The organism is Xanthomonas sp. D-36-1 (assembly GCF_017746155.1).
Classification (GTDB): Bacteria; Pseudomonadota; Gammaproteobacteria; order Xanthomonadales; family Xanthomonadaceae; genus Xanthomonas; species Xanthomonas cissicola.
On the sequence record NZ_JAGHWR010000020.1, the window covers coordinates 1 to 23,578 of the forward strand.

At 65.3% G+C, this 23,578-nt stretch carries 17 protein-coding genes, 1 tRNA gene and 2 other RNA genes; 11 read left to right on the forward strand and 9 right to left on the reverse strand.

The features are described from left to right. Positions 1-5: 5 nt before the first annotated feature. The 4 genes from J7367_RS06090 to J7367_RS06105 form a co-directional block, all read right to left on the reverse strand. The gene (locus J7367_RS06090) at positions 6-1,313 is read right to left on the reverse strand and encodes a DotA/TraY family protein (protein WP_244672275.1); all 1,308 of its coding nucleotides are present in this window, start codon (positions 1,311-1,313) and stop codon (positions 6-8) included. Positions 1,314-2,213: 900 nt separating this feature from the next. After that, a complete protein-coding gene (locus tag J7367_RS06095; protein ID WP_057660926.1) occupies positions 2,214-3,305 on the reverse strand; it encodes a site-specific integrase in 1,092 nt (363 codons plus the stop codon). A 120-nt stretch (positions 3,306-3,425) separates the two neighbouring features. Further along, positions 3,426-3,501: transfer RNA gene (locus J7367_RS06100), tRNA-Ala, on the reverse strand. A gap of 92 nt (positions 3,502-3,593) precedes the next feature. Further along, positions 3,594-3,995: an H-NS family nucleoid-associated regulatory protein gene (locus J7367_RS06105; protein ID WP_003485983.1), complete on the reverse strand. Its 402-nt coding sequence runs from the start codon at positions 3,993-3,995 to the stop codon at positions 3,594-3,596. A gap of 220 nt (positions 3,996-4,215) precedes the next feature. On the opposite strand from J7367_RS06105, the gene J7367_RS06110 reads away from it, so the two are divergent. Both J7367_RS06110 and ligD read left to right on the forward strand, forming a co-directional pair. Continuing rightward, positions 4,216-4,392 (forward strand): DUF3606 domain-containing protein, encoded by a 177-nt coding sequence (locus J7367_RS06110; RefSeq protein ID WP_022559336.1) that lies wholly within the window; start codon positions 4,216-4,218, stop codon positions 4,390-4,392. 15 nt (positions 4,393-4,407) lie between these two features. Then, on the forward strand, positions 4,408-7,026 hold the full coding sequence (gene ligD / locus J7367_RS06115) for a DNA ligase D (protein ID WP_057660929.1): 2,619 nt from the start codon (positions 4,408-4,410) through the stop codon (positions 7,024-7,026). A 202-nt stretch (positions 7,027-7,228) separates the two neighbouring features. On the opposite strand, the gene rnd is transcribed toward ligD, so the two are convergent. Further along, the gene (gene rnd / locus J7367_RS06120) at positions 7,229-8,320 is read right to left on the reverse strand and encodes a ribonuclease D (protein ID WP_007965696.1); all 1,092 of its coding nucleotides are present in this window, start codon (positions 8,318-8,320) and stop codon (positions 7,229-7,231) included. A 207-nt stretch (positions 8,321-8,527) separates the two neighbouring features. Between rnd and J7367_RS06125 the strand changes: the two genes are divergently transcribed. The 3 genes from J7367_RS06125 to J7367_RS06135 all read left to right on the forward strand — a co-directional run bounded on the left by J7367_RS06125 (position 8,528) and on the right by J7367_RS06135 (position 12,198). Beyond that, a non-coding RNA gene (locus J7367_RS06125) (sX9 sRNA) lies at positions 8,528-8,603 on the forward strand. A gap of 75 nt (positions 8,604-8,678) precedes the next feature. Beyond that, positions 8,679-10,424, forward strand: coding sequence for a formylglycine-generating enzyme family protein (locus J7367_RS06130; protein ID WP_173362051.1), 1,746 nt, complete (start codon positions 8,679-8,681; stop codon positions 10,422-10,424). Between the two features lie 511 nt (positions 10,425-10,935). Beyond that, positions 10,936-12,198 (forward strand): virulence factor, encoded by a 1,263-nt coding sequence (locus J7367_RS06135; protein WP_057660930.1) that lies wholly within the window; start codon positions 10,936-10,938, stop codon positions 12,196-12,198. Positions 12,199-12,493: 295 nt separating this feature from the next. Here the strand turns inward: J7367_RS06135 and xseA are convergent, their stop codons facing one another. After that, positions 12,494-13,831 carry an exodeoxyribonuclease VII large subunit gene (gene xseA / locus J7367_RS06140; RefSeq protein WP_057660931.1) on the reverse strand — a complete coding sequence of 446 codons (1,338 nt, stop codon included), beginning with the start codon at positions 13,829-13,831 and terminating at the stop codon, positions 12,494-12,496. A 146-nt stretch (positions 13,832-13,977) separates the two neighbouring features. Next, a complete protein-coding gene (gene queG / locus J7367_RS06145; RefSeq protein ID WP_007965702.1) occupies positions 13,978-15,045 on the reverse strand; it encodes a tRNA epoxyqueuosine(34) reductase QueG in 1,068 nt (355 codons plus the stop codon). Positions 15,046-15,069: 24 nt separating this feature from the next. Here queG and J7367_RS06150 point away from each other — a divergent pair, with 24 nt between their 5' ends. The 6 genes from J7367_RS06150 to J7367_RS06175 all read left to right on the forward strand — a co-directional run bounded on the left by J7367_RS06150 (position 15,070) and on the right by J7367_RS06175 (position 22,802). Beyond that, the gene (locus tag J7367_RS06150; RefSeq protein WP_057660932.1) at positions 15,070-16,557 is read left to right on the forward strand and encodes a bifunctional ADP-dependent NAD(P)H-hydrate dehydratase/NAD(P)H-hydrate epimerase; all 1,488 of its coding nucleotides are present in this window, start codon (positions 15,070-15,072) and stop codon (positions 16,555-16,557) included. Beyond that, positions 16,554-17,054 carry a tRNA (adenosine(37)-N6)-threonylcarbamoyltransferase complex ATPase subunit type 1 TsaE gene (gene tsaE, locus J7367_RS06155; RefSeq protein WP_007965704.1) on the forward strand — a complete coding sequence of 167 codons (501 nt, stop codon included), beginning with the start codon at positions 16,554-16,556 and terminating at the stop codon, positions 17,052-17,054. The genes J7367_RS06150 and tsaE overlap by 4 nt, the downstream gene beginning before the upstream one ends. A 70-nt stretch (positions 17,055-17,124) precedes the next feature. After that, positions 17,125-18,843 carry an N-acetylmuramoyl-L-alanine amidase gene (locus J7367_RS06160; protein WP_057660934.1) on the forward strand — a complete coding sequence of 573 codons (1,719 nt, stop codon included), beginning with the start codon at positions 17,125-17,127 and terminating at the stop codon, positions 18,841-18,843. 138 nt (positions 18,844-18,981) lie between these two features. Then, positions 18,982-20,859 (forward strand): DNA mismatch repair endonuclease MutL, encoded by a 1,878-nt coding sequence (gene mutL / locus J7367_RS06165; protein WP_057660980.1) that lies wholly within the window; start codon positions 18,982-18,984, stop codon positions 20,857-20,859. Beyond that, a complete protein-coding gene (locus tag J7367_RS06170) occupies positions 20,859-21,794 on the forward strand; it encodes a DUF1684 domain-containing protein (protein WP_057660936.1) in 936 nt (311 codons plus the stop codon). Before mutL ends, J7367_RS06170 begins: the two co-directional genes overlap by 1 nt. 33 nt (positions 21,795-21,827) lie before the next feature. After that, positions 21,828-22,802 carry a TraB/GumN family protein gene (locus tag J7367_RS06175; protein WP_042675602.1) on the forward strand — a complete coding sequence of 325 codons (975 nt, stop codon included), beginning with the start codon at positions 21,828-21,830 and terminating at the stop codon, positions 22,800-22,802. 53 nt (positions 22,803-22,855) lie between these two features. On the opposite strand, the gene J7367_RS06180 is transcribed toward J7367_RS06175, so the two are convergent. Both J7367_RS06180 and phaR read right to left on the reverse strand, forming a co-directional pair. Next, a non-coding RNA gene (locus tag J7367_RS06180) (sX9 sRNA) lies at positions 22,856-22,931 on the reverse strand. Positions 22,932-22,988: 57 nt separating this feature from the next. Further along, complete coding sequence (phaR, locus tag J7367_RS06185; RefSeq protein WP_007965709.1) at positions 22,989-23,564, reverse strand: polyhydroxyalkanoate synthesis repressor PhaR; 576 nt, start codon at positions 23,562-23,564, stop codon at positions 22,989-22,991. Between the last annotated feature and the right edge of the window lie 14 nt (positions 23,565-23,578).

Sequence of the window (23,578 nt, forward strand, 5' to 3'; positions counted from 1 at the left end):
GTTGATCAGACCTTCCTTAGTGCTTGTCCTGGCGAGCTGAACAGCTTCGCGATGATGTTACCGCCGTCATTCTGTTGCTTCGTACCGAGAGGGGTAGCGTGCGTCGTCGTTGCTCGCCCCTGTTGTGCCTGATATGCAGTCAACGCCGTCTGGTAGACGCTCTTCATGGCAGCGTCACCGGCGATCGACGGCCCGAATGTCGTTGCCTTGCCAGCTACCGCATCAGAAAGCCTCGTGTTGGCTGCGGCGAAGGTCTGATACCACTCGCCGAGCGTCCACCATCCGCCTTCCTTGATGGATGAGCTGAGTTGACCGGACAGCTCCTCAATGTTCCCCCGCTTCGTAGCGGCGATCGAATTGACGGTGTTTTCGTACTGCTGCGCTGCTGCCTGGATCGCTACTTCTGCGTCAGGGATCGTTGTGCTGCCGTCGGTGCTCCGCACCGTGACAGCATTGACGAACTCGATCGCCGCCGTACTCAGCGATTTTTCCATGCCTGAGAGCGCTTGGAGGTGAGCCTTGCGGACTTCGGCAACATCAATCGTGTTCGAGAACCAGCTCGTCGAGCTCGGTTGCGATTCGAGATTCGGGTCGACGTTGGCACCGCCGCATACAAAGCTTTTGTTGGCGAGCATGAAGCCGGTATCTGTCGATTGCGTCTGCACGTATCCGCTTTCGTCAACCAACCCGCCCTCGCTAGAGGCTGTGGCCAAGCCCGCGTTGATTCCATGACGGCAAAGCTCCATCTCGAATATCTTGTGGGCCAGTTCATTGGTGCTCGGCATGACCGGCTGTAACACCATTGCCTTGCCGTCGTTAAGCGCCGAGACAGCGACATCGACGCCCATGTTTGCCACACCCACGCCCATCACAGACGCAGCCCACAGCATCAGTAACTGCGAGAGTGACCAGCCATTCGCGGTCGGCACGAGGGACGCAAGGCCCCAAACGATCCGAATCGGCCCCCACATCGTGTTTTTTGCGCGATCGAATACGGCCCCGTCGTGCGCTGTCTGCGATACCTTCAGGAACATCATGTAGCAGGTGAAGATCGCTCCGATGACCAGCAGTGCGCCGTTCGTAACCTGAAACAGGCTGGCCAAGATCGTGTCGCCCCCACCTGCGCTACCGGTCGCAAGGGGATTGTTGACGACGTTTCCGTACATCGCGACGAGCGCCTGGCGCGACTTGTCGCCGGAGCGCTGGGCTGCTTGACTGATCTCCCCCAGCGTCGTGCCTTCCCCGAATGCAGGAAGCGATATGGCCCAGGTCATGACAACGCATAGTCCGCTTAGGACTTTCGAGTACTTCATTGCTGGCCCTCCCTCTTTGCCTTGCCGGACCGAAATTCCCAGTCAAGGGCATGGAGCCACCAGTGTTTGCGGCGATAGTAGTCCGCTTGCGTTTTCCCAGGGTTTCGCAACATCCAAAGGTGCCCGTCGACGGCCATCGCGCACACGAGCATCGTCGCCGTGAACAAAGCCCAGGTCGTTCTGTATTGCAGGATTGATAGCACGGAAGGCGCCGCGAACGGCCATCCATATACGAGCCCCACGACTGAGAAGAGCAGCCAGAAGAGAACCGTTCTCTTCGTGGAAAGCTGATCAGCCGCCAATTTTGGTTTGGGAACCTGTGTCATTGCAGCCCCCGACGGTTTTGTTCAATCCAAGCAACAACCTCGTGTTCGTACCAGCACAGCCTGCGGCTGTGTGGCATCTTGAACGGCTCGGGAATGAGGTGCCGATACCGATCCTTCGAAACGAAGGTGCGAATAGTGGCTGGGGTCTTGCCGATCAGCTCGGCAAGCTGTTCGATGAATATGACACGCGGAGATCCGCGATCTGAGGCGGGTAAGGGACGCACGTCTACCTCTCACAGACGAGCAAAAGCGCGTGTGGGGTGTCGTTCCCCACGTGTGAGGGCCCCTTGCGGGTGGCTGGCGAACTTCCGAACCGACGAGGCGATGCAAGGTCGCGCTTATCGCAACGCTTTATCGGTTTCCTACGCGTTTGGGTCGCGTAGCCGCTTTCTGAGCTATCCCTTCACTGACTTGACTCAGCGGCACCAGCGTCATCGTGACACTGGCAGCAAGTCAGTGTCGCGAATTGCATTGAAGAATTTAGAGTGATCCTCCAGACGCGTCAAGCATCATTGCTGCGCAACTTGCTGCGTACATACGTATGTACGTAATTCCGTACGTATGCACCGGATCACTATCGAAGCCGCTTTGCCAAGTCTTCTGCGCTGGGATGGTAGTACCTCATTAGCATCCGCGGATCGCGATGGCCGGTAATCTTGGCTAGCTCGTGCATCGGAAAGATCGATGCCAGCCGGGACGTGGCTTCGTGCCTCAGGTCGTGAAAGCGAAGGTCGATTAAGTATTTTGCATCCGGCGTCCGACCCGCACCCCTACATTCTTGCTCGTAGGTTTTTCGTGCTCGATCTACCGCGCGCTCGAACGCTCTCGTCACCGCATCTCCGCGAATTGAGAAAACGCGCCCGTCACCCGGATTTTTGCCGACGACCTTTCGCCACTCTTTGAGGGCTTCAACGGCGCGGGGCGAAAGTGGTACATCCCGCGAGCTCCCGTTCTTGGTGTGGGGCAGGTGGGCTACGTGGCGTTTGAGATCTACATGTTCCCACCGAAGATCAACAATTTCGCCACGGCGCATTGCAGTCTCCACCGCGAGGGAAATGATTGTCGGCAACACGTCGGAGCTGCTTGCCGAGACGACTCGCTTCAGTTCGCCATCGGGCGCGCGTCGGTCGTCCCGAGAGTCACCTTCGGTTTCTCTGACTCGCCGGGTGCGAGCATTGTTCGCGGGCGGTTTGCGCACGAGCTCGAGGGGATTGGAAAGACTTTCCATCCCCCATTCCTTGCGGGCGATACTGAAAACGTGGGAGAGGATGGCCAAGCGTCGAAGCACTGACGCCGGCTTCAATGCCGGGTTGGTCTGCCTCAGCCAGTCGTCGCGCAATTTGGCTATGTCCGAACTGCGTACCGACGCCATCGATCGTTGCGCGATAGGCGTTGCCCTCCACGTCTTCAGCAGGGAAACTTCTTGGGCCTTCCCCTTCTTCAAGGAGACGATTTCGCGCTCGTATCGATCAAGCGCCTCGCAAAGAGTCGTTGACTCTGCCTCTGTTCGGCTCACGAACACGCCGCGATCAATTTCGGATTCGACCTGACGCGCCCAAGCTTCCGCTTCCGAGCGCGTATTGAACGTCTTGATCTGTACGGGGTAGCCCTTGCGCCGAACGCGAGCCTGCCACTGAAGATCGCCTCGACGGGTGATAGATGCCATTCACTGCTCCTCAAGTGTTGCGTCCAAGGCTTCGACAGCCCGAGTGGCGCAAAATTGGCGCAATAAATGGAATCTACCAAAGAAAAAGGGCCCAGTCATCGGCTAAGCCCTTGATTCTATTGGTGGAGCGGAAGGGGATCGAACCCTCGACCTTCGCGATGCGAACGCGACGCTCTCCCAGCTGAGCTACCGCCCCACGTGCTTCGATTCTACCCACAAGCCGCGCGGTTCGCCAAGCGAAGGAGGCGGCCGACGGTGCGAGGCGGCACCGTCGTGCGGGCTTTCGCCTTACTCGCGGACCAGCGGAAACTTCAGGTCCGGGTTCTTGGCCTTCCATTCCTTGTACGACACCGAACCTTCCCAGGCGGCGAAAGCCTTCGGCGTGCGACCACGACCGGACCAGGTTTCACCGGTGTGCGGCAGTTCGTACTTGGGCTTCACTTCGCTGCGGCCGCTCTTGACCACTTCCTTGCGCGCGGCAGTGGTGCCCAAGTAAGCGGCAATGTCGTTGCGCTGCTTGGTGTTGAAGTGACCGGCGAACTGTTCGAGCAGCGAAACGATGGTCGCATGCGCAGAGGATGCCTCGCTCGCGCGCTCGGTTTTCTCCTGTTCTTCCAGCTTCTGCAGTTCGTCCAGCAGCTTGGCTTTGGCTTGCGCGATGGAATCCAGTTTCGAAGAGGTATTGCTCACAGAGGTATGGCCTCGGAATAAAGAGTGGACACGCCGCCCGGAGGGCGCGCGGCATTATGGCATGTGGCCCGGGAACGGCCGTTATGGAGCAGGGGCTTGCACATGGCGTGAACAGGCCTTTCACGACGCCTGTTCGAACGCTTTCGCATTGTCGCTACGGGCGCTGCTGGGCCGAAGGCTCACGTTAGCAGATCCGACCACGACGATACAGGAGCATGTCATGAGTGACGACAAACGCAACGTCGGATCGCCAGACCGGGACCGCATCAACGTCAATGAAGCCTATGAGCTGCAGTACTGGACCAAGACCCTTGGCGTCAGTGCCGATGACTTGCGCGCGGCCGTGCAGAAGGTGGGGCCAATGGCCGCCAGCGTACGCCAGCACCTGGGCAAATAAGCGGAAAGGTCTGCCATGAGCCTGAGCGAATACCGCCGCAAGCGCAGCTTCGACAAAACCCGCGAGCCGGAGCCGGGCAAGACCCTGCCGCCGGGGCAGCGCGCGATCTTCGTGGTCCAGCTGCACCACGCCAGTCGCCGCCACTACGACTTTCGCCTGCAGGTGGGCGATGCGCTCAAGAGCTGGGCGGTGCCGAAGGGGCCAAGTTACGACCCCAAGGTCAAGCGGATGGCAGTGGAGGTGGAAGACCACCCGGTCGATTACGCCAGCTTCGAGGGCGAGATTCCCAGGGGCGAGTACGGCGGCGGGCACGTGGCGCAGTTCGATCATGGCGTGTGGGCCACCGCAGGCGACCCCGAAGCGCAGTTGGCCAAGGGGCATCTGCGCTTCGAGTTGTTCGGCAACAAGCTCAAGGGCGGCTGGCATTTGGTGCGCTCGGGCAAGCCGGCGCGGCAGCCGCAGTGGCTGCTGTTCAAAGAGGACGATGCCTACGCCGGCACATTGGAGGCCGACGACCTACTGGCCGACGTCGCTGCCGCGCCTGCCGACGATGTACGCCGCGCGGGTGCCGGCAAGACCCAGCGCAAGGCGCTGACGACCGTACCACCGCCAGCGGCTAAAAAGCGTGGTACCTGGGCGAAACAAGCGCTGGCGCTGAGCAATGCACGTCGCGCCGAGATGGAAGATGGCCCGTTTGCGCCGCAGCTGGCCAAGCTGGGGCAGTCCCCGCCCGAAGGCGCGCAGTGGCTGCATGAAATCAAATGGGACGGTTATCGCATCCTTGCCACTGTGACCAACGGCAAGGTGAGGCTGTGGTCGCGCAATGCATTGGAGTGGACCGACAAGACACCGGAAATTGCCGATGCCATCCAGTCGCTGGGGCTGCGCAGTGCGCAGATCGATGGCGAATTGATCGCCGGACGCGGCGCCAAGGAAGACTTCAACCTGCTGCAGGCCACCTTGTCCGGCGAACGCCAGGTGCCGCTGGCGCTGGCGGTATTCGACCTGCTGCATGTGGATGGGGTGGACATCGGCGAGGCACCGTTGCGCGAGCGCAAGCAGCTGTTGCAGCAGGTGCTGGAGGCTGCACCCCACACGCACCTGGCCTATAGCTCGCACGTCGAGGGCGACGGCACCGAGGCGTTCCGGGTGGCCGGCGAACAGCACTTCGAAGGCATCATTTCCAAGCGCGCAGATCGCCCGTATCGCGATGGGCGTAGCGACGATTGGCGCAAGACCAAGCAACTGGGCAGCCAGGAATATGCAGTGGTCGGCTACACGGCGCCCAAGGGCAGCCGCAGTGGTTTTGGCTCGCTGTTGCTGGCCACGCCGGACCCGGTGCACGGCTGGCTGTACGTCGGCCGTGTGGGCTCAGGTTTCTCCGATGCCTTGATGCGCGAGGTCACCCAGCAACTGGAAGGCGGTGGGCGCAAACCCACTGCGCATATTTCCACCGAAGATACCGACCTGCGCGGCGCCACCTGGTTTGCGCCGCGCTTTGTGGTGGAGGTGTTCTATCGCGGCATCGGTGGGCAACAGTTGTTGCGCCAGGCATCGTTCAAGGCGCTGCGTCCGGATAAACGCATTGCCGATCTGGCCGACAGCGATGCCGGAAATGGCCCGGCTACTTCGTCGTCTACCCCGCGTTGGGCAAAAACACGTGCTGTCAAAAACGCGGCAACCCAGGTGCCGAAACGTGCAGCGACGCGGGCAACAGCACCTGCGCGCAAATCTGCGGTTGCTACACCTGGCTCGGCTGCGCTGCCGACGCTGTCCAGCCCGACCAAGCTGATCTACCCGGATATCCGCGCGACCAAGGGCGATGTCTGGGATTACTACCAGGCGTTGATGGATCACCTGTTGCCGCAGATCGTGGGACGCCCGCTGTCCATCATCCGCTGCCCCAGCGGCGCAGAAAAACCGTGTTTTTTCCAGAAGCACCACACCGCCGGCCTCGAGCGTGTGAGCTCGGTCAAACTGACCGAAGAAACCGGCACCAATGCGTATTACCTGGTGGTCGAAGACGCACCTGGCCTGCTGGAGCTGGTGCAATTCAATGCGCTGGAATTCCATCCCTGGGGCTCGCATGCCGACCGCCCGGATGTGGCCGACCGGGTGGTCTTCGATCTTGACCCGGGCCCGGACGTGCCGTTCGCCGAGGTCAAACGTGCCGCCAACGATATTCGTAAGCTGCTGGCGCAATTGGAGCTGGAATCGTTCCTGCGTGTCTCTGGCGGCAAGGGGCTGCACGTGGTGGTGCCCCTGAACCCCGGCTGCGACTGGGAGGTGACCAAGCGTTTTGCCAAGGGATTTGCCGATGCCCTTGCGCAGTCCGAGCCGCAGCGGTTCATCGCCACTGCCACCAAGCGGCTACGCAACAAGCGCATCTTCGTGGACTACCTGCGCAACGGCCGTGGCGCCACGGCGGTCGCGTCCTATTCCTTACGCGGCCGCCCAGGGGCGCCGGTCGCGTTGCCGCTGGCGTGGTCGGACCTGTCCAAGCTGCAGCGCGCCGACGCATTCACCTTGCGCGATGTGCCGGAAAAGCTGCGCCGTCGGCGCAAGGACCCGTGGGCAGACATGGACCGCATTCGGCAGAACCTGGCGCGCTGGGCGGAGCAGGACGAGGACTGATGCGGTGCGATAGAGACTGCCGGCATCATCGCTGCGCAAACGCGGACGGTAGTCGAAATCGCCGCGCGACGCAGGCGCTTCGTAGTGTCCTGACGCATTGCACCACTGCTTGCGAGGCGGCATGCGCCGGTTCGGGGCCACTCGCGTGCACCTGACGAAAAGCCCGCATCGCTGCGGGCTCTGGCGTCATGCCGGCGCAATCCTACGCTGCTGTGTCTTCCAGCAGCGGCATCAACTGTGCTTCCAGCAGGGAACGGCGCCATTGGCCCAGCGCCGCAGGCCAGCTGCGCTGTTCCATCAAGGTTTCCAGGTGGCGGCGTGAGGCCAGCAGGCCGTCCGGCAGGCCGAGTTCGCGGCTCCGCTGCGCCACGGTGTCCTGCAGGCGCTTGAGTACAGCCTTGTTGCCGTCGGTGGCGGCCTGCGCCAGCGGCGCATGTTCTTCGTCCGGCAGCGGGGTGTTGAGTGCATCCCACACCGCGTTGGCGAGCTTGCGCGGCGCCTTGGGGAATTTATCGAACTGGCGCAGCAGGGTCTCCAGATCGGCGGGCGGGAACCGCGCCAGCTGGCTAGCCAGTTCGTTTTCCAGGATCCAGCTGCGCGGGCGATCGCTCTGCCGCGCCTGCAGGTCGCGCCAACGCAGCAGGCGCAGCAGCCGTCGTTGCGCCGCCGGTTCCAGGAATTGTGCGGCGCGCAGGCTTACATGCGGCCAGCGCTCGCCATCGTCGTGCTCCACCGTGGCGAGCAGGCGGTCGGCATCTTCGGCCAGCCACTCCAGACGGCCCTGCTCGGTGAGGCGGCGGGTGAGCTCGTCGTGGATCGCAAACAGATAGCGCACGTCATCGGCGGCATATTCCAGCTGCGCTGGCGACAGCGGGCGACGCATCCAGTCCGAGCGTGTTTCGCCCTTGGTCAGCAAGGTGCCGGTGACTTCCTGGACCAGTTTCTGGTAGCCCATGCCGCCACCGACACCGGCCAGCGCCGCGGCGATCTGGGTGTCGAACAACGGCCGCGGCAATGCGCCGCACGCGCATTTGAACGTGACCAGGTCTTCGCTGGCGCTATGCATCACCTTGACGATGTCGGTGGCGATCAACCACTCCTTGAGCGCCGCGTTCATGCCGGGGATCAGCGGGTCGATCAGCAGGATCTCCTCGCCGATGGCCATCTGCACCAGGGCCAGTTGCGGCCAGTAGGTGCGTTCGCGAATGAATTCGGTATCCAGGCCGATGCGCGATGGTCGCGCTGCCTGCAGGCGGTCAGTCAGCTCGGAGGGGTGGGTGATCCAATGGGGCACGTGATTTCCGTCGGCGGCAAGGGTTTGCGCAGAGCGCGCAGAATAGCCTAACGTCGCGATCGCCTGTCGTGCGGCAGAGCACTGGAAGGAGCAGGTGGTGGGTGAGTGCGGTGACCGGATGGCAGCGTGGGCAATGGTTGCGCTGAGGGCGACTGGCGAAACTCCTGCGCAGCCAGCAGGCGGGCGCGGCCGGGGTGCGGACTCGGCATGTGACACGCATACATTCCGGTTCCCGCGCGCCGGCCACACCTGCCCGAGGGCCGCTCGTTACGTTTTGTTGGCCGCCCTTAGTGTGTGCGCCTGTTCGCGCACACCGACGCCCGCGCCTGCGGTCGCCCCGCAACCGGCGCCTGCCGCCGTGCCGAGCAAGCCGAACGTTTCCATCGGCGGCGAAGAATCCGCCGAAACCGTGGCGCAATGGCAACCGCCGGCGGTGGAGTTGGGCGACGAGCCCCTGGCACAGGTGCGCAAGCGCGCCGACCAGGCATTGCGGGAAGACCGCCTGTATCGCGATGCCGGCGATGCGATCCCGTTGTATCTGGCGATTCAGCAGCGCGCCGGTGGCAAGGATGCAGCCAGCCGTCGCGGCCTGGAGCAGGCGCGTGGCCGGTTGCTCGAACGCGGCGCGGCGCTGATCGAACAAACCGAGCGCCAGGACGATGCGTTGGAACAGGCGCGTGAAGTGGCCTTCGTGGCGCTCGCCCTTTCGCCACAGGACCCGAAGGTGCGCGCACTGCAGCGCGAGGTGGAAACCGCGCAGCGCGTGCTTGCGTTCAACCGCGCCGGCGAAGAAGACCTGCGCGGCGGGCGGCTGGGCGAGGACGGCAACGGGGCGCTGGTGAATTTTCGCGATGCCGCGCAATTGGATCCCGACAACCCGCGCACCCGGCAGGGCCTGGCCGCCGTGGAAAGCGGGCTGCTGGGGCGCGCCGAACAGGCGGCACAGGCAAGCGATTTCATCGGTGCCCGGTATTGGCTGCAGATGGCCGGGCAGGTACGCGACCGTGCGCCCACCATCGCCGATGCGCGCGCGCGGGTCGAACGCGTGCGCCGGGCGCAGATCGCTGCGTTGCACGACGCCGGTCTGCACGACCTCACCTCGCCGCGCGGGCTCAAGGCGGCCGGCGAGAAACTTGCCGAAGTGCTGCGCATCGCTGACCCCGGGGACCCGGTGGCCGGCGATCTACGCCGCCGGCTGGAACTGGCCACGCATTACGGCAGCTTCCGTCCCGGGCAGGTGTTCACCGACGGGCTCAAGGTCGGCGGGCGCGGGCCGCAGATGATCGTGGTGCCGCATGGCGCATTCCAGATGGGAGCCGGCGATGCCGAACCGGGCGCATCCGACAACGAGCGCCCCGCCCATTACGTGCGCTTCGCGCGCGGCTTTGCGTTGTCGATCACCGAGGTCACGGTTGCCGAGTTCCGCCAGTTCGTCGAAGCCACCGGCGCGCGCCCGCGTGCCACCCGGCGCGGGCATTCGGTGGTCTACGACGAGCGCAGCGGCAACTTCATCCGCCGCAGCGGTGTGGATTGGCAGTCCGACTACAACGGCGCCCAGGCCGCGCCCAACAGCCCGGTGATGCACGTGAGCATTCGCGACGCCGAAGCGTATGCGTCCTGGCTGTCGGAACAGACCGGCCGCCATTACCACGTGCCCAGCGAGGCCGAGTTCGAGTATGCGGTGCGTGCCGGCACCACCGGACGTTACCCGTGGGGCAATGCAGGCTCGCCGCCGGCCGACGCCGGCAATTTCACCGGCGGCAACGACGTCTCGCGCAGCGGCCGGCACTGGAACAACGGCTTCGTCGGCTACGGCGATGGCTTTTGGGGCCCGGCGCCGGTCGGCAGTTTTCGCGCCAACGCCTGGGGTCTGCACGACATGGGCGGCAACCTGAGCGAATGGGTGGCCGACTGCTGGCACGCCAGCTACCGCCGTGCACCGGCCGATGGCGCTGCCTGGTACAACCCGGGCTGCCGGCAACGCATGATCCGCGGCGGCAGCTGGGCCAATTCGCCGCAACAGACGCGCGCGGCCTGGCGGCAGTCGCAGGACTCTGACACCACCAGTGCCCGTATCGGCTTTCGCGTCGCACGCGGAATCTAGCGACGACCGGCAGCGGATGGGCGTGTCGAGCGCGTCCCGCGCGACTGCCGCCTTCGGCTTGCCGTCGCTGTCGCCGCGAGCGCTTTCGGATCGGCCCTGCGACCTGGGGGAGGTCTCGGCGGGGAAGTGTTCGTTCCGACAAAGGCGGCCGGGCGGGGCGCGGCTGGACGAGCCGGGCATCTCGCTTGCACGACGAGAAAGGATTGCCAGAACAGCGCTGCAGTCGCGCCAGTGCCTTTGGTGATCGAGTGCGCGCGGACTGCGTTTGGATCCCTCATGGCCATCCAATAACGTTCCCAGGACGACCGCTGAGTGCGGAAGTTTCCGAGGCGGCAATTTCCGGCCGTCAGCCGTGCAGCGGGCGCCCGCGGGCAACGCGCTGCACCGATCATGCGTCATGCGCAAGGTAGGGTTCAGATGGCTTAACAGCAACGAACACCGCGTGCAATCGCGGTGAAATCGGTCGTGTCTGCTGTGGTCAAATCGCAACCGCTAACCAGGGACTGCCGTCATGGGCATGGGGATCAAAATGTTTCGTTGGGTGATTGCGATCTTGCTGATCGGCGGCAGCGGCTATGCCGTGGCGCGGCATCTGCAGGACAGTAATACGGCTGGCCATTACGGCTCGGTCGAAGTTATCCGTCCGGAGGGCACGCCCAAGGCAATGGTGATCCTGCTGCCCGACAGCGATCATCCTCAAGACAGCCAGAAGCTGGCCGACATGCTGAGCAACGATGGCGCGCTGGTGGCAGTGGTGGACACCGCCAACTATCGCGAACGCGTGCGCTCCCACCAAGCCGCCTGCAGCTCGCTGGCCGACGATGCCGAGCGACTGGGCAAGAAATTGTTGCGCGCCGAACGTGTCGATGCGTTCCTGCCGCCGGTGTTGGTGGGGCAGGGCGATGGCGCGGTGCTGGCGCGCCAGGCAGTGGCCTCAGCCGCGCCCGACGTGCTGGGCGGTGCGGTGGTTGCCGACGCCGGTACCAAGGATCCAGGCCTGGCGTGCTCGCGCGATCTGCCCAATGCCAGTCAGGGCTTCCTGGACGATCTGGCCGACGCATCCAGCCCAATGCAGATCGCAGCGGCCACACGCGGGCACTTCCTGGCTGCGCAGTCGCAAGGCCTAGGCGATTTGCCGCTGGTGGAAATGCACGCGCCCGGCAGCGACCGTCTGGTGGTGATGCTGTCCGGCGATGGCGGCTGGCGCGAACTGGATAAAGGCATTGCCGCGCAGCTGCAGCAACAGGGCGTGTCGGTGGTGGGCTGGAATAGCCTGCGCTACTTCTGGGGCAGCCGCACGCCGCAGCAGGTTGGTGCGGATCTGGATCGAGTGATCGCCAGCTATCGCCAGCGTTGGCATATCCAGCACGTCGCCCTGGTGGGGTATTCGTTCGGTGCCGATGTGTTGCCGTTCGCCTATCCAGAACTGTCGCCGCAGCAACGCGCCTCGGTGCAGTTCGTCAGCCTGCTCGGCCTAGGCCACGAGGCTGACTTCAAGGTGCGCGTGGGTGGGTGGCTGGGCTGGCATAACGACGCCGAGCGCGATGTGGAGCCGGCCATCCAGGCGCTGGACGCGCACCGCCTGCAATGCATCTACGGCGACGAAGAAAAGGACACGCTGTGTCCGGAGCTGCGCGCACGCGGCGTGCAGGTGCTGGCGCGCCCGGGTGGGCATCACTTCGACCACGATCCGGTGGTGCTGGCCAATCTGCTGATGGAGGGCTGGCAGCATGCAGCGCAGACGCCGATCGCGGAAGCGGCGAGCCGCTCCTAATGCCGCTTGCAACCAGCAAAGCGTTGCATAACGTGTTCTAGAGCGGTTGATCGACACGCAATGATTGCCACCGAGCACCTTCCACCATGCGAAGGTGCTCGACGCTGAAGCACGGCTGGCGGCCCTGCTTCATCGAAATCCCGGATTCGTCCGCCCCTTTGGCGTGTTAAAAGGCGCTCTCCGGCGCCGCGCAGACCCGCCTGGCATTCCGTGGAATGGGCCCCTTCGAAGAGTTCATGTCAGCGCTGAGCGCCGGCATTGCTGCAGGAACCACGGTGTCGCGCATTGCTTGCGGTCAGCTTTCGCCAGACTCCACGCGCACCTCGATACTGCCATCGGCCAGCTGCGCGCGCAGGCGTTCGCCCGTGACCACCTCGGCAGCGTTGCGCACCACGCTGCCATCGGCAGGGCGGGTCACGATGGCGTAGCCGCGTGCGACTGTGGCCAGTGGGCTGACCGCTTCCAGCGAGCGTGCAATGCTGCGTAATTGCAGCTGATCATGCTGCAGGCGACGTTGCATCGTCGCCTGCGGATGCAGTGCCCGCAGGCGTTGTTGCAAGCCGGCCAGATGACGTTGCGGGTTGTGCGATTGCAGCTGTGCTTGCCCACGCTGTACACGCGCCTGCAAGCGTTCGAGCACGTGCATCATGCGCGCACGCAGCTGGCGACCGGCGTCTTCCTGGCGGCGATGGAACAGTTGCAAGCGCGCCTGCGGGCTCTGCACACGCAGCCGCAGTGCCAGGCGGTCTGCGCGTTGCATGGCATTGCCCAAGGCGTGTTGCTGCAGTTGGGTCATGCGTGCCTGCGCACGCCGCACGCGCGCGACCAGCTCGCGTTGATCGGGTACCAGCAATTCGGCCGCGACCGAGGGCGTGGGTGCACGTACGTCGGCGACGAAATCGCTGAGGCTGAAGTCGGTCTCGTGGCCGACTGCAGACACCACCGGCGTCTGCGCGGCGGCGATGGCGCGCGCCAGGCGTTCGTCGTTGAAGGCCCACAGATCTTCCAGCGAGCCGCCACCGCGGGTGATCAGGATAACGTCGTAGCGCCCGGAGGCATCGGCGCGTTGCAGCAGTGAGGTGATCTGTGCCGCAGCGCTGTCGCCTTGCACCAGCGAAGGCAGCAGGTCCACTTCGAGCAGCGGAAAACGCCGCGCCAGCACGCTGAGCACATCGCGCACCGCCGCGCCGCTGGGCGAGGTGATCACCGCCAGCCGCTGCACATGCGCAGGCAGTGCCTGCTTGCGCTCTGCATCGAACAGGCCTTCGGCGGCAAGACGCGCGCGCAGTTCGTCGAAGGCGCGACGCAAGGCGCCTTCGCCGGCTTCTTCCAGATGGTCGAGCACCAGCTGATAGTCGCCGCGCGCTTCGTACAGGGTCAGGCGCCCGCGCGCGAGCACGCGCAGGCCTTCGCGCGGCTGGAATTTCAGCCAGGTGCTCTTGGGCTTGAACATCGCGCAGCGGATCTGCGCGCGCGCGTCCTTGAGCGTGAAATACAGATGTCCCGACGAGGGCCGGGTGACGCTGCTCAGTTCGGCTTCCACCCACACCAGCGGGAAACTGCCTTCCAGCAGGTCGCGCGCCAGTGAATTGAGCTGGCTGGGTGTGAGGATCTGTTCGTTGCGGTCGGCCATCGCTGCATTATCCCGTAGCGACGACGGTGATGGGTGATTGGCCGGCGAACGCCGTTGGCACAGTGCCGCAGCGTTGGCCACGTGCACGTGCACGTGCAGGCCGCAGCTGCCGCATGCGCAACGCACTCACAAGTGGCCTGTGCCGGTCAAAGACCGTGTTGCGCCAGCGCCCAGCCAACGTGTTCGCGCACCAGCGCCGAGTCGTCGTCGCGACGTGCTTCCAAGGCGGCCAGCACCTCTGGCGTACCAGACGCATTGCCCAGGCCCACGGCAATGTTGCGCAGCCAGCGCTCGTGTCCGCTGCGGCGGATCGGGCTGCCCTCGGTGCGACGCAGGAATTCGTCCTCATTCCAGGCGAACAGTTGCGGCAGCGTGGCCACGTCCAGGTCGTTTCGGGCGCGGAAATCGGCTTCGTCGGTGCGCTTGGCGAACTTGTTCCAGGGACAGATCAGCTGGCAGTCGTCGCAGCCGAAGATGCGGTTGCCGATCGGCTTGCGCATGTCTTCGGGAATTGCGCCGTCGTGTTCGATGGTGAGGTATGCGATGCAGCGGCGCGCATCCAGCCGGTAGGGCGCGATGATGGCTTGCGTGGGGCAGATGTCGATGCAGCGCGTGCAGGTGCCGCAATGCGCGGTGGCGGGCGTGTCGATCGGCAGTGGCAGGTCGAGGTAGATCTCGCCGAGAAAGAACCACGAGCCGCCGTTGCGATCGATCAGGCAGGTGTGTTTACCGATCCAGCCCAGCCCTGCATTGCGCGCCAACGCGCGCTCCAGCACCGGCGCCGAGTCGACGAACACGCGGAAACCGAATGCGCCAATTTCGCCCTGGATACGCTCGGCCAGCTTCTGCAGCCGGTTGCGCATCAGCTTGTGGTAATCGCGCCCTAGCGCGTAGCGCGCCACATAGGCGCGGTTGCCGTCGTGCAAGGTGTTCCAGGCCTCGGCGTCGTCCTTGCGGCCGTAATCCATGCCAACCGACAACACGCGCAGGGTGCCGGGCACTAACTCTTGCGGGCGCGAGCGTTTGTCGCCGTGCTGGGCCATCCAATGCATGGTCCCGTACAGGCCTTCTTCCAGCCAGCTGCGCAGATGCACCTCGTCCTCGCCCAGCTCAATGCCGGTAATGCCGCAGCGTTGAAAGCCGGCTTCGCGCGCAAGCACGCGAATGCGCGCAGCGGCATCGGCAGGGTCGGGGCGGGCAAGAACGGCAGACATGGCGACAAGTATAGAATTCCCGGCATGTACGCACCGCTCCCTCTTTACGACACTGCCGCCGCGCGCACGCTCGATGCGCAGGCCACCACGCTGCTCGGCGGCGACGGCTACACCCTGATGCAACGCGCCGGGCAGGCGGCCTGGCAGTGCTTGCTGGAACGCTGGCCGCAGGCGCGCCGCCTCGTGGTGGTGTGCGGCACCGGCAACAATGGGGGCGACGGCTATGTGCTGGCGCGCCTGGCACACCGCGCAGGGCGTCAGGTCCGCGTGGTGCACCTGCCCGAACACGACCCGGGCTCGGACCTGGCGCAGCGCGCTTGTACCGACTACCTCGCCGTCGGTGGTGCAATCGAATTGTTTCCGTATACGCTGGCACAGGCCGATGTGATCGTCGATGCGCTGTTCGGCATCGGCCTGAATCGCGCACCGGACGATGCGACCGCCGCCTTGATCGACGCCATCAACGCGGCGGGCGTGCCGGTGTTTGCGCTGGATGTGCCCAGCGGCATCGATGCCGACCATGGGGTGGCCTTCGGTGCGGCGGTACGCGCAGCACTGACCTTGCAGTTCATCGTGCCGCATCTGGGGCTCTACACCGGCGATGCGCTGGAACACGCCGGCGAGCGTGAAGTGGCTTCGCTGGAGGTGCCGGTTTCAGCATTCGACGGGCTCACGCCAGTCGCACGCAGCTGGAACAGCGATGCCCTGGCGGCGCAATTGCGCCCACGTCGCCGCAACACGCACAAGGGCGAATCCGGGCGGGTGCTGTGCGTGGGCGGCAATCTCGGCAGCGGTGGCGCGATCATGCTGACCGCCGAAGCGGCGTTGCGCAGCGGCGCCGGGTTGGTGCAGGTCGCAACGCACGCCGAGCATGTCACGCCACTGCTGGCGCGCTGCCCCGAAGCGATGGCGCGTGCCGTGCAGGCCAATGACGACATCGCCACACTGGCCGAGGCGGCGGATGCAGTCGCGCTCGGGCCCGGGCTAGGGCAGGACGAGTGGGCGCAGGCATTGTGGCGCGCAGCGCTGGGCGCCGCCACGGCGGTGGTGCTCGATGCCGATGGGCTGAATCTGCTGGCCGCCAACGACGTTCCGGTGCGTGGTCCGCGCGTCTTGACGCCGCACCCGGGCGAAGCCGGGCGTCTGCTGGGCCTGTCGACCCGGCAGATTCAGCGCGATCGTCCGTCCGCTGCTGCGGCACTTGCAACACGCTACGACGCAGTGGTCGTGCTCAAGGGCGCCGGCACCGTGGTCGCGTCGCCAGGTCACTTGCCGCGCATCATCGACGCAGGCAATCCCGGCATGGCGGTCGGCGGCATGGGCGATCTGTTGACCGGCGTCATCGCGGCCTTGCTGGGGCAGGGCTTCTCGCCATTCGATGCCGCCAGTCTTGGCGCCTTGCTGCACGCCTGTGCCGGCGATGCGGCAGCGCATGCAGGCGAGCGCGGCCTGCTGCCCACCGACCTGCTTCCCGAGCTGCGCCGCCTCGCCAACGCTGGAGCCATCGCATGATCGACCTCGACGGACAACTGCACGACGTGCAGGCCACCGAAACCCTGGGCCAAGCGCTGGCCGCAGCGCGACCGGCGAGCGCGGTGGTGCAGTTGCATGGCGACCTGGGCGCGGGAAAGTCCACGCTGGCGCGCGCGCTGCTGCGCGCACTCGGTGTCACCGGGCCGATCCGCAGCCCCACCTATACCCTGGTCGAACGTTATCCGCTGAGTACTGGCGATGAAGCCTGGCATCTGGATCTGTATCGCATCGGCCACGCCGGAGAGCTGGACTTTCTCGGGCTCGACGAGGGCAGTGCGAGCTTGTGGCTGGTCGAATGGCCGGAGCGCGGCGTCGGCGTGCTGCCGCCGGTCGATCTGGACGTTGAACTGGCGGTGGTCGGCGAAGGCCGCAGCGTTCGGTTGCTGGGCCGCAGTGCGATCGGGCATGCCTGGATGGAAAGACTGTCACGGCAGCCCCAGTTGCAGCCCCTTTTTGCCGCCGCACGAGAAGAATGAACGCCAGGTTATGGATTATTAAGGGAAATTGCCTTGCAATTCACGCAGTTGGATGCTTGAATCCAGCGCCATGACACCGGGGATCCGCAACTTCTGTCGTTCCGCCCTGACCGCCAGCTTGAGCCTGGCGGTTTTTGCTGCCTGGGGCGGCGAAATCAAGGGAGTCGGCGTCAGTACCGGAGCCACCGGGACCCGCGCGGAAATTCAACTGGCCGGCAGCGGCGGCTTCAAGACGCTGGCGCTGGCGAACCCGACGCGCCTGGTGGTCGATTTTCCGGAATCCTCGGGCGTGCGCGGTCTCAAGCTGCCGCCTGCCGCCGGGTTGGTGACTTCGGTGCGCACCGGCCAGCCGGTGCCTGGCACGTTCCGTGTGGTGTTCGAACTGGCAACGCCGGTGACCCCGCTGAAGCCGCAGATGCAGACGCTGGGCAGCGTGTCGACATTGGTGATCGAATGGCCCGGCGATCCGACGCCGGCGGTGGCCTCCACAGTTGCTGCGGCTGCACCGACCGCTGCCCCGGCGCCGCGCCCGCTCAATGCGCAGGCCGAAGCGGCACGCGCAACGGCAGCCTTGGCCGCGTCTGCGCAACGTGCCTCTTCGGTGCCGCCGTCGCCGCCGTCGCAGCCGTCGACGCCGCCGTCTGCACCGTCTGTGCCGGCATCGGCGATGCCCACTGTCACTCAGGCCCCGGTACCGACCACCGTCGCCACCGGTGTGCCGACGCCTCGGCCTGCCACCTCCGCGACCACCGGTGCGCCAGCGCCGACCGGCGTTGCCGGCAACACGCCGAACCGTGCCGCCGGTGCCATCACCACCGTACCGTCTGGTGCAGGGGGGGCGGGCAGCAGCGCAGCTGCAGCTGCGATCTTGAATGGCGGCAGCGCACCGATGGGCGCGACGCCCGGTAATGCCGCAGCAACTGCCCCCAGTAGTGCCTCGAGCGTGGCGGCTGCCGCAGGCGACGACGACCTGCCGCCGCGTCCGGTACTGCCCAGCGAAGCCTCGCGGACCAAGATGGCACCGGGTATGCGGCCGTTGGTCGTGGCGATCGACCCGGGCCACGGCGGCCAGGACCCGGGCGCCATGGGGCCCACCGGTAAGCGCGAGAAAGACGTCACCCTGGCGGTGGGCCGTGAACTGGCACGCCAGGTCAACGCCACGCCAGGCATGAAGGCCTACCTGACGCGCGATACCGACGTGTTCATTCCGTTGCCGATGCGTGCGCAGAAAGCCCGCGCTGCCAAGGCCGACATCTTCATTTCCATCCATGCCGACGCCGCCGAAAACCGCAGCGCCACCGGCTCCTCCGTGTATGTACTGTCGACCAAGGGAGCCTCGTCGCAACGGGCGCGCTGGCTGGCCGACAAGGAAAACGCCGCCGATCTGGTTGGGGGCGTGCGCCTGCAACAAACCGAAAGCACCCTGGCCAACGTGTTGCTGGACCTGGCGCAGAGCGGCCACATGAAGGCCTCCGAAGATGCCGCAGGCCATGTGCTGGGTGGGCTCAAGCGCATCGGCAACAATCACAAGCCGCAGCTGGAACGCGCCAACTTCGCGGTGCTGCGGACCTCCGACATGCCGGCAATGCTGGTGGAAACCGCCTTCATCTCCAATCCGCATGAAGAACGTCGCCTGATCGATCCGGCTTATCAGCGCAAGATTGCCAGCGCCGTGCTGGACGGCATCGATACCTTCTTTACCCGCCAACCGCCCCCAGGCACCTTGTTCGCGGCGCGTGCGCAGGCCGAAGCCGATGCAGTCGGCACCGTGGCCGGCGGCAGTCGCTGACCCGCTCGGCTATCATTCCGCACTGATTCCTTGGATGACGGCGCCTGCGCGCCGCCGGATTGCCGTGCCGATGTCCGTTTTGCCTGTCACACCGCCGATCTACCGCGTTTCGCGCGTGCCGCACTGGAGCGTGCGCTGATGGCGATCCGCCAGTTGCCCGAGATTCTGATCAACCAGATCGCTGCCGGCGAAGTCGTCGAGCGGCCCGCATCGGTGGTCAAGGAACTGGTCGAAAATGCACTCGATGCCGGCGCCACGCGCGTGGATATCGAGCTCGAAGAGGGCGGCGTCCGGCTGATCCGCATCCGCGACAACGGTGGCGGCATCACCCCGGACGAGCTGCCGCTGGCAGTCTCGCGGCATGCCACCAGCAAGATCGCTTCGCTGGACGACCTGGAGACTGTCGCCACGCTAGGCTTTCGCGGCGAAGCCTTACCGTCGATCGCCTCGGTCAGTCGCTTTACCCTGACCTCGCGCCGCCACGACGCTGAACACGGCTCGGCATTGGAAATCGACGGCGGCCGCCTGGGCGAGGTGGTGCCGCGCGCGCATGCGCCAGGCACCACGGTCGAAGTGCGCGAACTGTTCTTCAATGTGCCGGCGCGGCGCAAATTCCTGCGTGCCGAACGCACCGAACTCGGCCACATCGAAGAGTGGTTGCGTTCGTTGGCGCTGGCGCGGCCGGATGTCGAATTGCGCGTCTCGCACAACGGCAAGCCGTCGCGGCGTTACAAGCCGGGCGATCTGTATTCGGATGCGCGGCTGGGCGAAACGCTCGGCGACGATTTTGCGCGCCAGGCCCTGCGCGTGGACCACAGCGGCGCCGGTCTGCGCCTGCACGGCTGGGTTGCGCAACCGCATTACTCGCGTGCCAGCACCGACCAGCAATACCTCTACGTCAACGGCCGTTCGGTCAGAGACCGCAGCGTGGCGCATGCGGTGAAGATGGCCTACGGCGATGTGCTGTTCCATGGCCGTCAGCCGGCCTATGTGCTGTTTCTGGAGCTGGACCCGGCACGTGTGGACGTCAATGTGCACCCGGCCAAACACGAGGTGCGCTTCCGCGAAGCGCGGCTGATCCACGATTTCGTCTATCGCACCCTGCAGGATGCCTTGGCGCATACCCGTGCCGGCGCCACGCCAAACAGCATCGGTAGCGATCGCGTCGGCGACATGGGGACGACCTCCGGTGGAATGGGCAGTCTCGCTGGCGGCGGCGCTCCAAGTCATGGCGGTATGCCTGGGGGCAGCAATGGCACGTACGGCTACGCCAGCTGGACGCCTTCGCAAACGCCGCTGGGGCTGCGTGTGGACGAGGCGCGCGCCGCCTACAGCGCGCTGTATGCACCACCGCCGAGCAGCGCGCAGCAATCGGCAGGCATGCCGAACATGGCCGGCACCGGATTGCCGGCAACTGCAGAAGACAGCGGTGTGCCGCCGCTCGGTTATGCCATCGCGCAGTTGCACGGCATCTACATCCTGGCCGAAAACGCCGAAGGCTTGATCGTGGTCGACATGCACGCGGCGCACGAGCGCATCGGTTATGAGCGGCTCAAACAGGCGCATGACAGCATCGGCCTGCACGCGCAGCCGTTGCTGGTGCCGATGACGCTGGCAGTGGGCGAGCGCGAAGCCGACACCGCCGAGCGCGAAGCGGAGACGTTGGCCACGCTAGGCTTCGAGATCACCCGCGCCGGCCCGCAGTCGCTGCACGTGCGCAGCATTCCCGCGCTGCTGGCCAATGCCGAACCGGAGGCGCTGCTGCGCGATGTGCTGGGCGATCTGCGCGAGCATGGTCAAAGCCGCCGCATCGCCAGCGCACGCGACGAACTGCTCTCCACCATGGCGTGCCACGGTGCAGTACGCGCCAACCGCCGCCTCACCGTGCCCGAAATGAACGCGTTGCTGCGCGATATGGAAGCCACCGAACGCTCGGGCCAATGCAACCATGGTCGACCGACCTGGGCGCGGTTTACGCTGAGCGATATCGATCGTTGGTTTTTGAGGGGGCGTTGATGGCAGTGCACAGGGGGAAGGGCTGGCTGCTCGGCATGCTGGTGGCGGCAATATTGGTCGGGTGCGGACGCGATGCACCGCCGCCGGCCGCGCCGGTCGCACTCGACAAGACATTTCTGGCCGACACCGCCGCCTGGCGCGAAGCGCGGCTGAAGGAGTTACGCGCACCAGATGGCTGGACCAGCCTGGTCGGCTTGCACTGGCTGTCGCTGAATGCGCATTACATCGGCAGCAGTGCCGACAGCGGCATCAAGCTGGCGGTGGGCCCGCCGAAAATGGGCATGGTGTCCACCGAGAACAACACGGTCTGGTTCGTGCCCGAGCGTGGTGCGGCGCTGACCCTCGATGGCAAGCCGCTGACCAGCCGGATCCGCTTCCAGTCCGACCGCGATCCGCAGCCCACCCTGATCCGGTTCGACGACGGCAAGGGCGTGTTGAGCCTGATCCATCGCGGCGACCGGTATGCGCTACGGGTCAAGCATGCCGACGCGAGTTCGCGCACGCACTTCGCTGGCCTGGACTATTGGCCCTTGGATCCGTCCTGGCGCATCAACGCGCGCTATGTGCCCAACGCTGTGGGCAAGACCATCCCGATCGTCGACATCGTCGGGATCAGCAGCGAGCAGCCGAACGCGGGCGCGATCGAGTTCGAACGCGACGGCAAGACCTTCCGATTGGAAACCATCGGCGAGCCAGGCAGGGCGATGTTCGTGGTATTCGCCGACCGTACCAGCGGCCACGGCAGCTATCCGGCCGGACGTTTTCTCGATCTGGACGTGCCCGATGCCTCGGGGCATGTGATGGTCGATTTCAACCGCGCCTACAACCCGCCATGCGCGTTCACCCCGTTCGCCACCTGTCCACTGCCGCCACCGGAAAACCGCATCGATCTGGCGGTGTCGGCAGGCGAGAAGGCCTACAAGGTGCCGCACTGACATGCGCGACATTCACATGCGCGGAAAAGTACCGTGACCGGGCTATGGATAACGTCGACGCGCCAGCGGGGTGCCGCCTGGTGCAGCGGCGCGCTGCTCGGCCTGGCCTTGTGGAGCGGGGCGCTCCTACCGGTGTGGGCGCGCGCTGCCGGCCACGCGCCGGCAGGCCCGCCGGTGCCGCTGCTGTGGAAGGTCGATGGCAAGGGCGGCACACTGTATCTGCTGGGCTCGTTTCATGTGCTCAAGCCCAGCGACTATCCGCTATCGCCGGATGTGATGCAGGCCTTCGCCAAGGCCGACCGCCTGCTGTTCGAATTGCCGCCTGACGATGCGCAATCGCCCGAGCTGGCCAGTCGCATGTTGCGGGCGGCGCGGCGCACCGACGGGCGTACGCTGCAAGACACGCTGGATGCGAAGACCTGGCAGGCGCTGAGCGCCTACGCGCGCAAGTACGGCATGTCGCTGGCGAGCCTGCAGCCGCTCAAGCCCTGGTTCGTGGCGCTGACGATCAGCCTGGCGGAGATGACTCGGCAAGGCATGGACCCGAACGCGGGGCTGGATCATTATCTGATGGAACAGGCGCAGGCGCGCGGCAAACCGGCCGACGGCCTGGAGCGCGCCGCCGAGCAAATCGCCTTGCTCGATGGCATGTCGCCGACCGAGCAGCATCAGTTGCTGGAAGAATCGCTGGACGAGGCCGATGCCTCCGACCAGCTACGCCAGCTGCATGCAGCCTGGCGCAACGGCGATGTGCATACGCTCTCCACGCAGATGGCCGACGACATGCGCCGCCAGTATCCGGCGCTGTATCAGGACATCAATGTCGAGCGCAATGCGCGCTGGGTGCCGCGGCTGGAACAGCGGCTCGGCAAAGGCAGCGGAACCACGCTGGTGGTGGTCGGTGCGCTGCATTTACTGGGCAATGACGGGGTGGTGGAGCGTCTGCGTGCACGCGGCTACCACGTGGAGCGCATCTGCTCGGCCTGCACAACGCAGGCTGGCCGCTGATCGGCTGCGCCTGGGAGCGCGACGCTCCTGGCGCAGCGTTCGATGTTTGGAACGGTCGACACCACGGCGCGACCAGTCGTCAGCTGGCCTGGGCCCGCGCAGCGGAACCGGAACGTACGAGTAGCACAAGAGGATTCCGGCACCGGCCGCACCTGCCTGGCGGCTGCGCAATGATGTGGGCGGCTCTTAGCCGCGGTTGCGGGCTTTGCCGGTCGTGCCGTGATTGCCACCGGCCGAGCCATGCGTGCCTGTTCCCATCGGGCCGCTGCCCAGGCCGCTCGCCCCAGGTGGGCTCGGCGGCGTGCCAGGGCCGCCGGGACGACCGAAGCCGGCGCCGAAGTTGCGCTGGAACTCCTGCCACAACTCCAGGTTGCGCTCGGTCAATTGGTTCATCATCGCCCACGGGGTCTGCCCGAGCAGGTTACCCATCTGCTGGCGGAACTGCTGCTGCTGATCCAGGAACACCTGCATGCTGCGCTCCAGGTAATTGCCCATGAAGCCCTGCAGCGAGTCGCCGTAAAACCGGATGATCTGGCTCAGCAACTGGGTGGAGAGCATCGGCTCGCCGTCCTGCTCGCGGTCGGCGATGATTTGCAGCAGGACTGCGCGGCTGAGGTCCTCGCCGCTCTTGGCGTCGCGTACTTCGAATTCTTCGCCATCGATGATCAACTGGCGCACATCTTCGATGGTGATGTAGCTGGAGATTTCCGTGTCGTAGAGACGGCGATTGGGATACTTCTTGATGATGCGAAGTCCGGCCATGGAACGTTCACCCA

What these genes read in the sequence shown, in the direction of transcription:
- J7367_RS06090 (WP_244672275.1), bottom strand. Translation starts at nt 1,313, where the DNA reads ATGAAGTACTCGAAAGTCCTAAGCGGACTATGCGTTGTCATGACCTGG.
- J7367_RS06095 (WP_057660926.1), bottom strand. Translation starts at nt 3,305, where the DNA reads ATGGCATCTATCACCCGTCGAGGCGATCTTCAGTGGCAGGCTCGCGTT.
- J7367_RS06110 (WP_022559336.1), top strand. Translation starts at nt 4,216, where the DNA reads ATGAGTGACGACAAACGCAACGTCGGATCGCCAGACCGGGACCGCATC.
- ligD (WP_057660929.1), top strand. Translation starts at nt 4,408, where the DNA reads ATGAGCCTGAGCGAATACCGCCGCAAGCGCAGCTTCGACAAAACCCGC.
- J7367_RS06135 (WP_057660930.1), top strand. Translation starts at nt 10,936, where the DNA reads ATGGGCATGGGGATCAAAATGTTTCGTTGGGTGATTGCGATCTTGCTG.
- xseA (WP_057660931.1), bottom strand. Translation starts at nt 13,831, where the DNA reads ATGGCCGACCGCAACGAACAGATCCTCACACCCAGCCAGCTCAATTCA.
- queG (WP_007965702.1), bottom strand. Translation starts at nt 15,045, where the DNA reads ATGTCTGCCGTTCTTGCCCGCCCCGACCCTGCCGATGCCGCTGCGCGC.
- J7367_RS06150 (WP_057660932.1), top strand. Translation starts at nt 15,070, where the DNA reads ATGTACGCACCGCTCCCTCTTTACGACACTGCCGCCGCGCGCACGCTC.
- tsaE (WP_007965704.1), top strand. Translation starts at nt 16,554, where the DNA reads ATGATCGACCTCGACGGACAACTGCACGACGTGCAGGCCACCGAAACC.
- J7367_RS06160 (WP_057660934.1), top strand. Translation starts at nt 17,125, where the DNA reads ATGACACCGGGGATCCGCAACTTCTGTCGTTCCGCCCTGACCGCCAGC.
- mutL (WP_057660980.1), top strand. Translation starts at nt 18,982, where the DNA reads ATGGCGATCCGCCAGTTGCCCGAGATTCTGATCAACCAGATCGCTGCC.
- J7367_RS06170 (WP_057660936.1), top strand. Translation starts at nt 20,859, where the DNA reads ATGGCAGTGCACAGGGGGAAGGGCTGGCTGCTCGGCATGCTGGTGGCG.
- phaR (WP_007965709.1), bottom strand. Translation starts at nt 23,564, where the DNA reads ATGGCCGGACTTCGCATCATCAAGAAGTATCCCAATCGCCGTCTCTAC.